The sequence below is a fragment of the Sphingobium soli genome, assembly GCF_020782245.1.
Classification (GTDB): Bacteria; Pseudomonadota; Alphaproteobacteria; order Sphingomonadales; family Sphingomonadaceae; genus Sphingobium; species Sphingobium soli.
The window spans coordinates 1-14,642 of the sequence record NZ_JAJGNP010000010.1 but is presented as its reverse complement, the minus strand read 5'-3'; the positions used below and the strand labels follow the sequence as shown (position 1 = coordinate 14,642).

At 64.6% G+C, this 14,642-nt stretch carries 10 protein-coding genes and 1 tRNA gene; 5 read left to right on the top strand and 6 right to left on the bottom strand.

Annotated features, from left to right (window positions below; genetic code table 11):
* Positions 1-506 precede the first annotated feature (506 nt).
* On the top strand, positions 507-2,387 hold the full coding sequence (locus tag LL253_RS12485) for an ABC-F family ATP-binding cassette domain-containing protein (RefSeq protein ID WP_009822690.1): 1,881 nt from the start codon (positions 507-509) through the stop codon (positions 2,385-2,387).
* A gap of 4 nt (positions 2,388-2,391) precedes the next feature.
* Here the strand turns inward: LL253_RS12485 and LL253_RS12480 are convergent, their stop codons facing one another.
* Both LL253_RS12480 and cysS read right to left on the bottom strand, forming a co-directional pair.
* A complete protein-coding gene (locus LL253_RS12480) occupies positions 2,392-5,214 on the bottom strand; it encodes a CHAT domain-containing protein (RefSeq protein WP_228227400.1) in 2,823 nt (940 codons plus the stop codon).
* A 128-nt stretch (positions 5,215-5,342) separates the two neighbouring features.
* Positions 5,343-6,863 carry a cysteine--tRNA ligase gene (gene cysS, locus LL253_RS12475; protein ID WP_228227399.1) on the bottom strand — a complete coding sequence of 507 codons (1,521 nt, stop codon included), beginning with the start codon at positions 6,861-6,863 and terminating at the stop codon, positions 5,343-5,345.
* Positions 6,864-7,161: 298 nt separating this feature from the next.
* On the opposite strand from cysS, the gene LL253_RS12470 reads away from it, so the two are divergent.
* Positions 7,162-7,872, top strand: coding sequence for a Bax inhibitor-1/YccA family protein (locus LL253_RS12470; RefSeq protein WP_009822687.1), 711 nt, complete (start codon positions 7,162-7,164; stop codon positions 7,870-7,872).
* Positions 7,869-8,156, top strand: a complete 288-nt coding sequence (locus LL253_RS12465) for a TFIIB-type zinc ribbon-containing protein (RefSeq protein WP_228227398.1) — start codon at positions 7,869-7,871, stop codon at positions 8,154-8,156. Before LL253_RS12470 ends, LL253_RS12465 begins: the two co-directional genes overlap by 4 nt.
* Before the next feature lie 94 nt (positions 8,157-8,250).
* On the opposite strand, the gene polA is transcribed toward LL253_RS12465, so the two are convergent.
* Together polA and LL253_RS12455 are read right to left on the bottom strand one after the other, a co-directional pair.
* Positions 8,251-11,037, bottom strand: a complete 2,787-nt coding sequence (gene polA, locus LL253_RS12460) for a DNA polymerase I (RefSeq protein WP_228227397.1) — start codon at positions 11,035-11,037, stop codon at positions 8,251-8,253.
* A 41-nt stretch (positions 11,038-11,078) separates the two neighbouring features.
* Positions 11,079-12,215, bottom strand: a complete 1,137-nt coding sequence (locus LL253_RS12455) for a serine hydrolase (RefSeq protein WP_037543075.1) — start codon at positions 12,213-12,215, stop codon at positions 11,079-11,081.
* A 178-nt stretch (positions 12,216-12,393) separates the two neighbouring features.
* Here LL253_RS12455 and LL253_RS12450 point away from each other — a divergent pair, with 178 nt between their 5' ends.
* Positions 12,394-13,233 (top strand): alpha/beta fold hydrolase, encoded by an 840-nt coding sequence (locus LL253_RS12450; protein WP_228227469.1) that lies wholly within the window; start codon positions 12,394-12,396, stop codon positions 13,231-13,233.
* Positions 13,234-13,384: 151 nt separating this feature from the next.
* Here the strand turns inward: LL253_RS12450 and LL253_RS12445 are convergent, their stop codons facing one another.
* On the bottom strand, positions 13,385-13,699 hold the full coding sequence (locus tag LL253_RS12445; protein ID WP_037543073.1) for a hypothetical protein: 315 nt from the start codon (positions 13,697-13,699) through the stop codon (positions 13,385-13,387).
* Positions 13,700-13,769: 70 nt separating this feature from the next.
* Positions 13,770-14,276, bottom strand: a complete 507-nt coding sequence (locus LL253_RS12440; protein WP_037543518.1) for a MarR family winged helix-turn-helix transcriptional regulator — start codon at positions 14,274-14,276, stop codon at positions 13,770-13,772.
* A gap of 125 nt (positions 14,277-14,401) precedes the next feature.
* Between LL253_RS12440 and LL253_RS12435 the strand changes: the two genes are divergently transcribed.
* Positions 14,402-14,476: transfer RNA gene (locus LL253_RS12435), tRNA-Gln, on the top strand.
* The last annotated feature ends 166 nt before the right edge of the window (positions 14,477-14,642 follow it).

Sequence of the window (14,642 nt, the reverse complement as noted above, 5' to 3'; positions counted from 1 at the left end):
CCGTGAAAAGGTGCTGGTCTGTGCAGGAGAATCTCACATTTAAACCGCGAAGGGAATCCGGATTCGTGATCTGTTGCAGCAGCGCCAAAAATCGCTGAGCCGCATAAATTGCCGCTATCGGGCTTCCGGGATCAACCGCACATGACTGCATTTGGGTCGCACCCACAACACTCCCCGCCCACTCCCCACCCCCTGTCCTACACCCCCCATGCCATGCCATCATCCCCCCGGCTCCTTCCATCGTCCGCGCCTCCACCACCTCGCGCCGCCCTTCGCATCGGCGCGCGGATTTTGCAGAAATTTTCCTATTGCGAAATCGACGCCACCGGTCCGTTTGGCGGCTTTGCGTGCGGGCTGCGACGGTGTGAACTTCGCAAAGCCGCTCGGCCTTGCAAAACGCTCGCCGGCGCGTCGCCTCCGGCAACCGGTGCGGACTTATCGTTGCGCGCCAACAAAATCGCAGCGCGGCATTTTCGCGTCGCGTAAAATGCTCTAGGCCGCGCGCCATGCTGAACCTCAATGCCATCACCGTGCGCCTGGGCGGCCGCACCATTCTCGATCGCGCCGCCGCCGCGCTGCCGCCGCGCAGCCGCGTGGGCCTTATCGGCCGCAACGGCGCGGGCAAATCCACGCTGATGAAGGTGATGATCGGCCAGATCGACCCGGACGAAGGCTCATGCGACATGCCGCGCGACACGCGGCTCGGCTATATCGCGCAGGAAGCGCCTTCGGGCACCGCCACCCCCTTCGACACCGTGCTTGCCGCCGATACCGAGCGGGCCGCGCTGATGGCCGAAAGCGAAACGACCGAGGATCCCGATCGCCTCGGCCATATCTATGAGCGGCTGACCGCGATCGACGCCTATACAGCGCCGGCCCGCGCCGCCCGCATCCTCGTGGGCCTGGGTTTCGACGAGGAAATGCAGGGCCGCCCGCTCGACAGCTATTCGGGCGGCTGGAAAATGCGCGTGGCGCTGGCCGCGCTCCTCTTTTCCAATCCCGATCTGCTGCTGCTCGACGAACCGTCCAATCACCTCGACCTCGAAGCCACGCTCTGGCTCGAAAATTTCCTCAAAAGCTATCGCGGCACCGTGGTCGTCATCAGCCATGAACGCGACCTTTTGAACAATGTCGTCGATTATATCCTCCATCTGGAAGGGGGGAAGGTCACGCTCTACCCCGGCGGCTATGACGCGTTCGAGCGGCAGCGCGCCGAACGGCTCGCCCAACAGGAAGCGGCGCGCGCCAAGCAGCAGGCCGAGCGCGAGAAACTCCAGGACTATGTCGCGCGCAACTCGGCCCGCGCCTCGACCGCCAAGCAGGCGCAGTCCCGTGCCAAGGCGCTGGCCAGAATGCAGCCCATCGCCGCCGCGATCGAGGATCCGACGCTGCATTTCGGCTTTCCCAGCCCGCCCGAACTGCGCCCGCCGCTCATCACCATGGACATGGCCTCGGTCGGCTATACCGACACGCCGGTTCTGCGCCGGGTGAATCTGCGCATCGACCCCGACGACCGGCTGGCGCTGCTCGGCCGCAACGGCAATGGCAAGACCACGCTCGCCCGTCTCATCGCCGCGCAGCTCGCCCCGATGGAAGGGACGATGCAAAGTTCGGCCAAGATGAATGTCGGCTACTTCACCCAATATCAGGTGGAGGAACTCGACATCACCGACACCCCGCTCGAACATATGACCCGCGTGATGAAGGGGGCGACGCCCGGCGCGGTGCGCGCCCAGCTCGGCCGCTTCGGCTTTTCGGGCGAGCGCGCGACGCAGAAGGTCGGGAGCATGTCGGGCGGCGAGCGGGCGCGGCTGGCGCTGGCGCTCATCACCCGCGACGCGCCGCACCTCCTCATCCTCGACGAACCGACCAACCACCTCGACGTCGACAGCCGCGAAGCGCTGGTGCAGGCGCTCAACGACTATTCAGGCGCGGTGGTGATCGTGTCCCACGACCGGCACATGATCGAACTGGTCGCCGACCGGCTGGTGCTGGTGGACAATGGCACGGCCCAGCCATTCGATGGCAGCCTCGACGATTATACCGACATCATCCTGCGCAAATCCGACGGCAATGGCGCGGATGGGGCAGGTGGTGGCGACGCGCCCAAGGTCGACCGCAAGGCGGAAAAGCGCGAAGCCGCCCAGTGGCGCGAAAAGCAGAAGGCGGCGAAGAACGCGGTCAGCAAGGCGGAAAGGGAAATGGCGGCGCTTGCCGCCGAACGCAGCCGCATCGACCAGGCGCTGTTCGATCCCAAGGCGGCGACCGGCGCGGAAGCGAAGATGACCACCAGCGAACTGATGGTAAAGCGCGCTGCGGTCGAAAAGAAGCTGGAAGCGGCCGAGGAGGTCTGGATGGAAGCGAGCGCAGCGTTGGAGGCGCTTTGACCGCTCAGCGCCCGATCAGGATGAACGGCGCCCAGATATAGGGCTGGGCCGCATCCGGTCGCCCGGATTGCATCAGCTTGAGCATCGCCTTCTGCAACGCCACCGCGCGCGGCAGCCCGCGATCCGCGCCCTTCACCGTCTCCAGCGTGACGAAGGCGCTGGCATCGTCCCGCACCGGCCAGTGCGATACCAGCAGCGCGCCCGCACCGGCATAGCGGAACGCTTGGGCCAGGCCAGAATAGGCGGGCGCCTGCGCCGTCTCACCCGCTGCCGTGTTGCAGGCGGACAGGATCACCCAGTCCGCGCCGATCCGCATCGTCGCCACTTCCGACGCTGTCAGCAGCCCGTCGTCGCCTTCACCGGGGGAAAGCAACAGCGCCGGCTCAGTCAGCCCCTCCATCTCGCCGCTGACCAGTCCGTGCGTCGCGAACAGCATGACGCCATAGGATGTTAGGTCGATCCGTCGCAGCGCACTCTCGCTCGCATCCGCGCCTGTCAGCAGGGTCGCGCGTGCCGGGCCGAACCGGGCGGCCACCGCCTGCAATTCCGCCGATGATCCGGGCAGGGCCGGCAGCGCCGACAGCGTCGCAGCGTTTCCGCTGCGAAAAGGTCCGCCGGCCCTGGTCGCCGGCATCGACGCTGCGTCGGCGAAAGCGGGGGCGCCAATGCCCAGGAAACGTTGATACCTCATCGCTGTTTGTCGCGTCGGCGCAGGGGCCGTGAGGAAGCCTGGCTGCACGGTCAGCGCGAAGCGCCGGATCAGCCAAGGCGTGTCGCGCCGCGCCGTCGTTACCGGCTTTTGCGGCAGCATCGCGAATGGCACGGAGGCGAAGGCTCCGGTCGGCACGATCCGCAAGGACCGCGTTTTGGCAAGGATGCTTTTGATCCCTGGCGTCAGTATCTGCTCATGCAGTTGATAGGCCGCCTGTCCGTCAAATTCCTCCGGCGACAGCGTGTCGCGCAGCCGGCCAACCAGCGCGATTAGATCGGCCCTGCTCATGCCAGCCCGCTCGATCCGAAGGGCGGTGTCGCTGATCGCCAGCATGTAGACGCCGCTGAAGGCCGGCATGACCGCCAGATAGGCCTCATTCCTGCCCAGATCGCGGCGCAGCGCGGGCAGGTCGGGATGCTCAACACCGCGCGCCTCCGCCCAGCGGGGAAAATCGCGGGCGATCGCGCTCTGCTCTGCCGCCACGTCCGCGGCGGCGGCCGCGTGGCGATCGCGGGCCTCGGCAATACCGCTATCGACCGCCAGCGCTTTCAACACATCGCGATCCGCCCGCTCAAGCACTCTGCCGAAATCCTGCAATGTTCGCACCCGGCCGGCCAACGCTGGATCCTCGACCAGTCTTTGCGCGACCAGCCGATTGGCATGAGCGATGCGCGACGCTGCCATGATCGCCATGGCATTGAGCGCCAGCTCGCCATCCTGGATCTCTGCTGCCGTTCCCAACGCGATGTCGAGCGCCAGCCGCTGTTCCTCATTGAGTTCGCCGTCATTGTTGACCGCTGCATCGGCGCGCACCACCGCAACGAGCCGGTGCGCGCTTTCACTGATGTCTCCGCCTCCCGGATTGGTGCGCGCCAGCACCATCGCCGCCAGCGCCAGCGGCAGCGCGGGGGCATTGTCGAGTTGCGCGCTTTCCCTGGCATAGGCGGCGGCGGCGCTGTGCGCCTCATCCATCCGCTTCGCCTCGATCAGTGCGGCGATCAGGTAGGGATAGGCGCGCTGGCCGATATCCCTGTCCTTGTCGGACCCGGCCTGCACCCGGCTGATGGCTTTGCTCAGGCGATCAATCGCGTCGTCGCGGTGACCTTCGGCCAGACTTGCCGCGCCGGCCCAGGCCAGCGCGCGCGCCGACTGTGGGCTATTCTCGCCCTCCAAGGCTCGGAAGCCGCGCTCTGCCTCCATGAATAGCGGCTCGGCGTCGGCATAGCGCTCCATCGCCAACAGCACGGAACCCAGATTTTGCAGGGCGAAATGGAAATACAGGCTGTCGGTTCCCACCGTCTCACGCTTGATGGCGATAGCGCGCTGCAGATAGTTCAGGCTCTCGGCGCGCCGTCCGGTGCGCGACAGCAGCAGGCCGAGCGCCTCCAGCGCCCGGGCGTAATTGGGATGCTTGCGGTCGACATGGTCGGTTGCGACATCCACCGCCAGCCGCGCATAATGTTCGGCCTCTTCGACCCGGTCGGCGCGCTGGAGCATCTGGGCATAGGTATAGTAAGCGCCGATCGCATCCGCGCTATTCGGCCCCACCGCCGCGATCCGCGCGTCCATGCACGCTTTCTGCGCCACCACCGCTTCGGCGTTCCGGCCCAGCCGCATCAATGCCTGCGCATGGATGAAGGCGATGTTGGACCGCAGCATATGGACGTCCCGATCGATCCCGTCAGGGGGCAGGCTGGCGACATAGCCGTCCATCGTGCGGCTCGCCTGCGCCAGGGTTTCAGCGCCGCCCGATACATCGCCCAGCGCCATTTGCGCATAGCCCTTGACGGACCGCCCCTGCATCCAGGCGATGGGATAGGCATCCGCAAATGGCGCGAGCAGGATCAGCGCCTCGTCCGATCGACGCAACGCGTCGGTATTTCTGCCGTCCAGCTGGTCCATGGACGCCAGCGTGGCGAGCGCGACGCCCGCCAATGGATGCGGGTGTCCATTGGTCCGGATCTTGAGCGCTGCGTCATGCAGCCGCATCCACGCGTCGCGGGTCTGCTGCGACATGGACAGCGCATAATCGTCGCTGTCATAGAGGGCCGATGCGGCCGCCTCCAACCGGTAGAGCCCGGCATGGCGGGGATCGGTCGGCGAAAATGCCGGCATTTTCGCCAGTGACGGCGATGCTGCAAGCAGCAAAACCGGCAATATCCCAAGCCGCGTTAATCGCTTCACCATCGCCCCCGCTCAGTGATCTGCCCCGCCCGTCCTTTGCGGTGTCGCCATCCCCGCCGTCAAGAGCCGAGCGCAGGCCGCCAGTCCCAGCGCAGCGGATCGCCGTCCATCACCTCGACACCCTTGGCGATCAATTCGTCCCTGATCGTGTCGGACAGGGCGAAATCCTTGTTCGCGCGCGCGGCTGCGCGGCGTTCCAATTCTGTCTCGACCTGATCAGCCGTCAGCTGCGCGTCCTTGGGACGCATCCTCAAGTCGGCACGCGTCAGGCTCAATAGATTGAGGCCCAGTGCCTGGTCGAACGCCGCGATCAGGCACAGTTTTTCATCCGCCGGGACCTTCTTCATGCCGATCGCGTCTTCCAACAGCGGCAGCGCGCGCGGCGTCATGAGATCATCGCTGATTGCTGCGTCAAATTGTTCGAGCAGCGGCGTGAGCTTGGGGTGCAGGTTGGCGCGCAGATAATCGAGCCGGGGCGACTGCCAAGTCACGCCTTGTGCGCGCGCCTTCAATCCCTCCACGCCCATCACCAACCGCTTCAACCGCGTGAGCGCGGCCGCCAGATTGTCGGCGCTGAATTCCAGTTCGCTGCGATAATGCGCGCCCAGGCACAACAGGCGATAGGCGAGGGGATGCACGCCCGCGTCGATCAGGCTGAACAGCGTGGTGAAACCGCCCTTCGACTTGCTCATCTTCCCCTGTCGATCGACAAGGAAATTATTGTGCATCCACCAACGCGCGCCGGTGAAGCCGGCCTCCGCTGCGCCGATTTCCGGGCCGCAGCAGGCATGAAAGGCCTGGTTCTGCGCGATTTCATTGGGGTGATGGATTTCGCGATGGTCAATGCCGCCGGTGTGAATATCGAATGGCTGGCCAAGGCGCGCCTGGGACATGACCGAACATTCCAGATGCCAGCCGGGCGCGCCCTTGCCCCACGGGCTGTCCCATTCCATCTGCCGCTGCTCGCCCGGCGGTGATTTGCGCCAGATCGCAAAGTCGCTTGGGTTGCGCTTGCCCGCCACAGGGTCAATCCGCGCATGCGCCGCATCGTCGCGACCGCCGGCCAGCGCGCCATAATTTGGCACGGTCGAGCTTTCGAAATAGAGGCCGCTCTCCAGTTCGTAGCAATGCGCGTCGGCGATCTTCTGCGCAAATTCGATCATCTGCGGAACATAGTCGGTCGCGACCGTCCATTCGCTGGGCGCGATGATATTGAGGTCCGCGATATTCTGCTTGAATGCCTGCGTATAATGGGCGGCGATATCCCATATGCTCTTGGCGCTCGCCCGCGCGGCCGCCTCCATCTTGTCGTCGCCAGCGTCAGCGTCGCTGGTCAGATGGCCGACATCGGTGATGTTGATGATGTGCGTGACTGACAGCCCCTTCCACAGGAGCGTGCGGCGCAAAGTGTCGGTGAAGACATAGGCGCGTAAATTTCCGATATGGGCATAATTATAGACGGTGGGGCCGCAGCTATAGACGCGCGCGTGCCCGTCCTCGATCGGAGCGAACGGCGCGACCGCCCGCGTCAGGCTGTTGAACAGGCGCAAGGGCGCGGCGATAGGCTGGTCTTGGGACATGCGGCCAGCCATGTCGCGAGACGCGATCGGGGTCAATCCTCAGGCGTAGGCTGCGCATTTGTAATATAATGTTGCGAGACGCACGACATCTTGCAGCGGCGCACGTCCTGCCCGATATTGATGATGCGGGCCGGGCCCCTCTGGCGACGTGGATGTTCACCCCTTGCATCCCGTCGCGATGTCGGACCGCATCGGGTGTGCCCGGTGCAGGTTTTGTGGCGTTTGCCCCCTCACGTGCCACAGAAGACCGCGCCGGGCTCACTCGAACCAGATGGATTGGATGGAGTGAGTTTGACACATGAATAATCCCGTTCGCATGCCGGGCTATGGCGCCAGCCGGTCGGTCGACACCGATGCCGGCCTGCGCGCGCATATGCTCGGCGTTTTCCGCAATATGGGCCTTGGCCTGGTCATCACCGGCCTGGTCGCGGCGCTGGTCGGCAACACGCCGGCGCTTGCCGCCGCCATTTACGGCACGCCGCTCAAATGGGTGGCGATCTTTGCGCCCTTGGCGTTCGTGTTCTTTTTCAGCTTCCGCATCGAAAAGATGACGACCGCTGGCGCGCGTACCGCCTTCTACGCCTTCGCGGCGGTGATGGGCGTGTCATTGGGCAGCGTGTTCCTGGTCTTCACCGGCGGCAGCATCGCGCAGGCCTTTTTCTCGGCCGCGGTCATGTTCCTCGCCATGGCGCTGTGGGGCTATACGACCCAGCGCGACCTGACCAAAATGGGCAGCTTCCTGATCATGGGCCTGATCGGCATCATCGTCGCCAGCCTTATCAACCTTTTCATCGGTTCCTCGGCGATGGCGATGGTCATCTCGATCATCGGCGTGGTGGTCTTCACCGGCCTCACCGCCTGGGACGTGCAGCGCATCAAGTCCGAATATTTCTATTATGCCGGTCATGAAGTCGCGCAGAAGATGCAGGTGATGGGCGCGCTGTCGCTCTACCTGAACTTCGTCAACCTGTTCCAGATGCTGCTCAGCCTGACCGGTGAGCGCGAATGACGCGGGACGCAGCGCAGCTGTCCGCCATGCTTTGCCCGGTCTGTCATGTCGGCCTCGCCATGACGGATCGGCAGGGCGTCGAGATCGACTATTGCCCGCAATGCCGGGGCGTGTGGCTTGACCGGGGCGAACTGGACAAGATCATCGAGCGGTCGGCAGTCGGCATGACGCCGCCTCCGCCTGCCGCTCAACCCAGCTACCGCCCCGACCGCGCGCATTATGATCATGGTCCAAGCTTCCAGAAGAAGCGAAAGAAAAGCTTTCTGGAAGAATTGTTCGATTGACCGGACGCAAGGGAGATCTCAGCCCGTCGGGGTGACGCGTCGTAAAACCCCCGCCATCCATCCCAGCGAAGGCGGGCATCTCACCTGCCGTCCTTCAGTGCGCCGCGCCCCAGCTTGGTCCGGTGCCGATTTCCACACCCAGCGGCACGCTCAGCGTCACGATCGGTTCGGCCGCCGTTTCCATCACGCGGCGGATCACCGCGCTGGCCGCATCCACATCGCCCTCCGGCACTTCGAAAACCAGTTCGTCATGCACCTGAAGCAGCATCCGGACGCCAGATAGCCCTGCCGCCTCCAGCGCCGGTCCCATACGCACCATCGCCCGCTTGATGATGTCGGCGCTGGTGCCCTGGATCGGCGCGTTGATCGCCGCGCGTTCGGCGCCCTGGCGCTCATGCTGGATCGACGCCTTGATGCGCGGAAACCAGGTTTTGCGCCCGAACAGCGTCTCGGTATAGCCCCGCTCCCGCGCCTTTTCGATCGTCTCGTTGATGTAGATGCTGATGCCGGGGAAACGCTCATAATAGCGGCTGATCATGTCCTGCGCCTCATCCGCGCTGATTTCCAGCCGGCCGGCAAGGCCCCAGCGCGAAATGCCGTAGAGGATGGCGAAGTTGATCGTCTTCGCTCGCCCGCGCGTCTCACGATTGACCTCCCCGAACAGTTGCTCGGCGGTGGCGGCGTGAATATCCTCGCCGGCCGCGAACGCCTCCTTGAGCGCAGGCACATCGGCCATGTGGGCCGCCAGCCGCAATTCGATCTGGCTATAGTCGGCCGCCAGGATGACATGGCCCGGCTCTGCGACGAAGGCATGGCGGATCTGCCGGCCGACTTCGGTGCGGATCGGAATATTCTGCAAATTGGGATCGGTGGATGACAGCCGTCCAGTCTGCGCCCCGGTCAGCGAATAGCTGGTATGGACGCGGCCGCTATCCTTGTTGATCTGCGCCTGCAAGGCATCGGTATAGGTGGATTTCAGCTTGGAGAGCTGCCGCCATTCCAGCACCTTGGCGGCGATCGGCGCGCCCTGCGCCTTTAACTGCTCCAATATGGTGACGTCGGTCGAATAAGCGCCCGACTTGCCTTTCTTGCCCCCCTTATACCCCATTTTGTCGAACAGGATCGCGCCCAGTTGCTGGGTGGAGCCGATGGCGAAGGGCTGGCCGGCGATCTCGTGAATTTCGGTTTCCAGCGCGGCGATGCCGGCAGTGAATTCGGCCGAAAGACGGGACAGGGCTTCGCGGTCGACCTTGATCCCCTGATGCTCCATCTTCGCGATCACCCCGACCAGCGGCCGGTCGACCAGTTCATAGACGCGGTTCGCGCCCTCATTCGCGATGCGCGCCTTGAACCGCTTCCACAGGCGCAGGGTCACGTCGGCGTCCTCCGCCGCATATTCAGTCGCACGGGGCAGGGGCACTTCGGCAAAGCTGATCTGGTTCTTGCCCGTGCCCACGACCTCCTTGAAGCTGATACATTCATGGCCCAGATGCTGGCGCGCGGCTTCGTCCATGCCATGGCCCGACAGCGACTTGCCCGCTTCCAGGTCGAAACTCATGACGATGGTGTCGTCATAGGGCGCGACCTCGATCTCGTGGCGGCGCAGGACCGTCATGTCATATTTGAGGTTCTGGCCCACCTTAAGCACGGCGTTATCTTCCAGCAGTGGCTTGAGCTTTGCGAGGACCAATGCCTTGTCGAGTTGCGCGGGTCGCTCGGCGAACATGTCCGTGCCGCCATGGCCGACCGGGATGTAACAGGCCGCGTTTGGTGCGACTGCCAGGCTGATGCCGACAAGACCGCAGGATACGCAATCGAGCATGTCGGTTTCTGTGTCGACCGCCACCACGCCTTCCGCCTGCGCCGCCGCGATCCACCGGTCGAGCGCGTCCTGCGTCACCACCGTTTCATAAAGGCTTCGGTCGATCGCGGGTTCGTCGGCAAAGGCGGGAGGCGGCGGCGCGGCCTCGTCCGTCGCTGCGGCCGCCGCTGCCGCCACTGCAACCGCCGCCGCCGGCGCGCCCAGCCGATTGAGCAAGGTCTTGAAGCCATGATGCTCCAAAAACGTCTGGAGCGGTTCGGGCGGAATGCCCTTGAGCGTCAATTCCTCCAGTGGCTCTGGCAGGTCCATCGCATCATGCAGCGCCACCAGCCTGCGCGACAGTCGCGCCATATCGGCATGGGCGATCAGGTTTTCCTGCATCTTGGACTTCTTCATGGAAGGCGCGGCGTCCAGCGCCGCCTCCAGCCCGCCATATTCGGTGATGAGCTTCGCCGCCGTCTTGGGGCCGATGCCGGGAATGCCCGGCACATTATCCACGCTATCGCCCATCAGCGCCAGCACGTCGCCCAATTGTTCTGGCTGCACGCCGAACTTGCCCATGACATAATCGGCCCCGCGCCGCTCATTCTTCATCGTGTCGTACATGTCGACGCCGGGCTGGATCAGCTGCATCAGGTCCTTGTCGGAACTGACGATCGTGACATGCCAACCGGCCGCCACGGCCGCCCTGGTATAGCTGGCGATGATGTCGTCGGCCTCATACCCGTCTTCCTCGATACAGGGCAGGGAAAAGGCGCGGGTGGCGTCGCGGATCATCGGGAATTGGGGAACCAGGTCTTCCGGCGCGGGCGGGCGGTTCGCCTTATACTGGTCGTACATGTCGTTGCGGAAGGTGTGCGATCCCTTGTCCAGGATCACGGCCAGATGCGTCGGCCCCTCCGCCTTGCCCAGTTCCTCGGCCAGCTTCCACAACATCGTCGTATAGCCATAGACCGCGCCCACCGGCTGGCCATGCCGGTTGGTCAGCGGCGGAAGCTGGTGATAGGCGCGGAAAATATAGCCCGAGCCGTCGACGAGGTAGAGGTGATTCTGGGTCATGGACAGCGGGATAGCCTGTATCCGCGCGACCCTCCAGCCCGCTACCGCGTCTCGTGATTGGCCGCGACCGCCTTCGACACCGCCTGCATCAGCGCCCAGCGTTCGGGGATCGGCACGGTGGTCGATCCGATCATCACCGCAACGGCATAGCTGGTCCCGTCGGGCGCGGTCATGATGCCGACGTCATTATAGCCGGTCGATCGCGGCGCCAGATCTTGGCCCGTGCCAGTCTTGTGCAGATAATGCCATCCGGCGGGCACGCCACCCTTCACCCGTTGCGGACCCGTCTTCGCCTCGCTCATGACATTAAGCAGCAGCCTGGTCGATGCAGGTGACAGCATGTCGCCTTGCTTGAGTTTCGCCAGCGCCGCGACGATCGCACTGGGCGCGGCGCCATCGGGCGGACTGGCAAGATAATTGTCGAGCGCCTTCACCCGCACCGACATGGGTAGCCTGGCGCGCGCCGCGTAGAAATTGCGACCCAGCGAATAATCCTGTCGCCAATCGAGGCCGGCCGTCGCCGATTGCAGCAGCCGCTCGCCCGGACCAAAGCGAATATCCTTGATCATCCGCCGCGCCAGGAACCCACGCACCGCGTCCGGCCCGCCCGCCGCGCGCAGCAGCGCATCGTTGCAGGTATTGTCGCTCTGCGTCATCGCCCGGCGCATCAGATCGGAATAGCTGGTGGTCCAGCCGCCCTGCTTGGCGACCAGCGCTGCGCTGGGCTGGTGGAACAGTGTCAAATCGTTGCGGGTCAGCGTGGTCGTGTCGGTCAGGCGCAGCTTGCCCCGGTCGACCGCGTCGAGGAAGGTCATGCTGACCCACAGTTTCGACACGCTCTGCTGCGGGAACAGGGAATTGCCGTTCCAGGCGACGGTCCAGTCGGCCCCTATGCGCCGCACGGCGATGCCGACCTTGCCCTTGAAGCTTTGGCCAAGGCTGCGGATGACGCTGACCAGCGCAGTGGGCGGCGCCTCATTCTGGTCGATATCGCGATAGGGCAGGGGCGGATTGGCGACTTGCCGGATCGGCCAGCTATTGGTGGTGGGCTGCGGCTTTTGCGGGCTGGCGGCGGCGGCCATGGCGCGCGGGCGCTCGGGCGCGCTGACGCAGGCGGACAAGGCCGCGATCAACAGGACAAGGCGCGCCGCTGCCCCCCGCTTTTCTTTGAACGACATGATTTTCCCCGAACTTATGCGCCCATAGGCCTTGGCTGGGGCTCAGCCTTCAAGATGGATGCGACGAATGAGTCCACAAATGCGATAGAGGGAGCAGCGCGGCGGCAACCTCTTGATTCCGGACCGCCAATGCTCAGTTGCGGTTCAGCGGCGACCGGGCAATAGCCGCGTCATGACCATGACCATGATCATGAACAGGCGGGCTCTGCTGTCGGGCAGCGCCGCGGCGGCACTGGGGCTTTGGGGCGGGACGGTGCGCGCCGCGCCCTATGCGTCGCGCCGGATCGCCGTGACGGTGCGAGGCGAAGGACGGGACGTGGTGCTGATCCCGGGTCTCGCTAGCGGCCCCGGCATATGGAACGGCTTGTTGAGCGCGCTGCCGGGCTATCGTTTCCACCTCATTCATGTGCGCGGCTTCGCCGGACTTCCCGCGCAGGCCAATCAAAGCGGCCCGCTCATCCAGCCGCTGGCGGATGAGATTGCGCGCTACATCACCGCTGCGGGCCTCAACCGCCCCCCGGTCATCGGCCATTCCATGGGCGGCACATTGGCATTGAAACTGGGACTGAGCGGCCGGGTGGGCCGTGTGATGGTGGTGGACATGCTGCCGGCCGGCGCGGCGATGGTCGGCGGGACCGCAAGCGGGCTGGGCTTTCTTGCCGACCAACTCAGCAGCTACCTCACCGGCACGGCGGCCGGCCGGCGCTATCTGGCCCAGATTGTCGCACAGACGCCCGGTGCAAAGACCAGCGACCCCGACGTGATCGCCAACGCCTTGCGCGATCTCGCCAATCTCGATCTCGGCCCACAATTGTCGCGCCTGACAGTGCCGCTTCATGTCGTCTTCGCTGTCGGGTCCGATGCGCAGCAGGCCGCTGCCATCACCCGCCGCTTCCGCGAGGCCTATGCCGGCGCCAAGGGGGCGGTGCTCAAGCCCATCGGGCCCAGTGGTCATATGGTAATGGCCGACCAGCCGGCGCGGTTCCTGGCACTGTGCAGGATGTTTCTGGCGGGCTGACCCGGAAAGCGCCAGCGCGCTGCGGTCCGAGACTTCCGACCAGGGATGCAGGGCCAATGGAAAAGCGGCCCGGCATCTTCCTAAGGAGCCGGACCGCCTTATCTGCCCTCGCGGCATTGACTACCCGTGTTTGGGCCTGACTTGGAAAGCGTCAGTCGTTCTTCAGATCGCGACCGGCATCCTGCAGCGCGTCGCCGACATCGTCCTTGGCTTCGCCGGTCTCGCGCTTGGCGTCGGCAGCCGCCTCGTCAGCGGCGGCGCCGACGTGGTCCGCACCATGATCGATCGCCTGACCGGCGTCGTCCAGCCCGTTGTCGATGGCATCGCCCGCATCATCGGCGGCGCGGCTGATGTCGTTCCCCATGGAATCGCCCGTCCGCTCCAGATTGTCCTGCGTCTTTTCCGAGCAGGCCGACAGGCCCGCAGCGGCGATCAGGGTCATACCGGCGATAATTGCAGTGCGCATGATGGTTCCTCTCTTCCATTGCGTAGACAGCCACAAGCGCAGCAGCGCCGATAAAGTTGCGTGACCGTCATCATCTGCCACGCAGGCCAAAGACCATCGATCGATCGTCTTCGGGTATCAGGCCTTCCAACACCCGCCAGAATCCGGTGACGGACCCCTGGCCGGCCTGCGCATAGGCCGCCGCCATTTTTTCGCGCAATGCGCGAAACAGCTCGGCTTCGAGCGCCGCGCCCTGAGGGCTTAGGCGTAGCAGCTTTTGCCGCCTGTCGCTCGCGCCGACGCGGGTTTCGATATAGCCGCGATCGATCAGGTCGTTCAGCACCCGGCCAAGCGACTGCTTGGTGATGGCAAGCAAACGCAGCAAATCCTTGACCGTCAGGTCGGGCTGGCGCGAGATGAAATAGAGTGCGCGATGATGCGCCCGCCCCAATCCTTGCGCCGCCAGCCCTTCGTCAATGGATCGCGTCAGTGCGCCATAGCCGAAATACAGCATTTCGATGCCGCGCCGTATCTCATCCTCGCGCAGGAAGAGCGGCGAGGCTGGGCTGATTTGGGAAGCGGAGGAAGGCGGAGCCATGAAAGCGATGTTCCGGATAAAAAAGGTTGGCGCCATATTGGCGTCGCGAAACTGTGATGACTAGGCTTTCCTTTCGCGCAGCACCCGCTATATGGCGGTCCGCGCTGGTGATGCCGGCGCGCTGCTGGGGCGTAGCCAAGCGGTAAGGCAGCGGTTTTTGGTACCGCCATGCGCAGGTTCGAATCCTGCCGCCCCAGCCACACATTCCGAAATGCAAAAGTTTGAGAGCCGCGATCCGGCTATGGCGTGAGAACGCGGCAGTTCGGCGCGGTTTGCGGGCAGCGACAAAGGTCGTGTCCCGCGGGGTGGTGTAGGAAGGTTTCCCTGAGAGGGTGGCCACCGTCGATCTTCTGGTAGGGTTCGGAT

Coding starts and splice junctions, on each gene's coding strand:
- LL253_RS12450 (WP_228227469.1), top strand. CDS start 12,394: ATGACCATGATCATGAACAGGCGGGCTCTGCTGTCGGGCAGCGCCGCG.
- LL253_RS12480 (WP_228227400.1), bottom strand. CDS start 5,214: ATGCCGGCATTTTCGCCGACCGATCCCCGCCATGCCGGGCTCTACCGG.
- LL253_RS12485 (WP_009822690.1), top strand. CDS start 507: ATGCTGAACCTCAATGCCATCACCGTGCGCCTGGGCGGCCGCACCATT.
- LL253_RS12455 (WP_037543075.1), bottom strand. CDS start 12,215: ATGTCGTTCAAAGAAAAGCGGGGGGCAGCGGCGCGCCTTGTCCTGTTG.
- LL253_RS12440 (WP_037543518.1), bottom strand. CDS start 14,276: ATGGCTCCGCCTTCCTCCGCTTCCCAAATCAGCCCAGCCTCGCCGCTC.
- LL253_RS12470 (WP_009822687.1), top strand. CDS start 7,162: ATGAATAATCCCGTTCGCATGCCGGGCTATGGCGCCAGCCGGTCGGTC.
- polA (WP_228227397.1), bottom strand. CDS start 11,037: ATGACCCAGAATCACCTCTACCTCGTCGACGGCTCGGGCTATATTTTC.
- LL253_RS12445 (WP_037543073.1), bottom strand. CDS start 13,699: ATGCGCACTGCAATTATCGCCGGTATGACCCTGATCGCCGCTGCGGGC.
- cysS (WP_228227399.1), bottom strand. CDS start 6,863: ATGTCCCAAGACCAGCCTATCGCCGCGCCCTTGCGCCTGTTCAACAGC.
- LL253_RS12465 (WP_228227398.1), top strand. CDS start 7,869: ATGACGCGGGACGCAGCGCAGCTGTCCGCCATGCTTTGCCCGGTCTGT.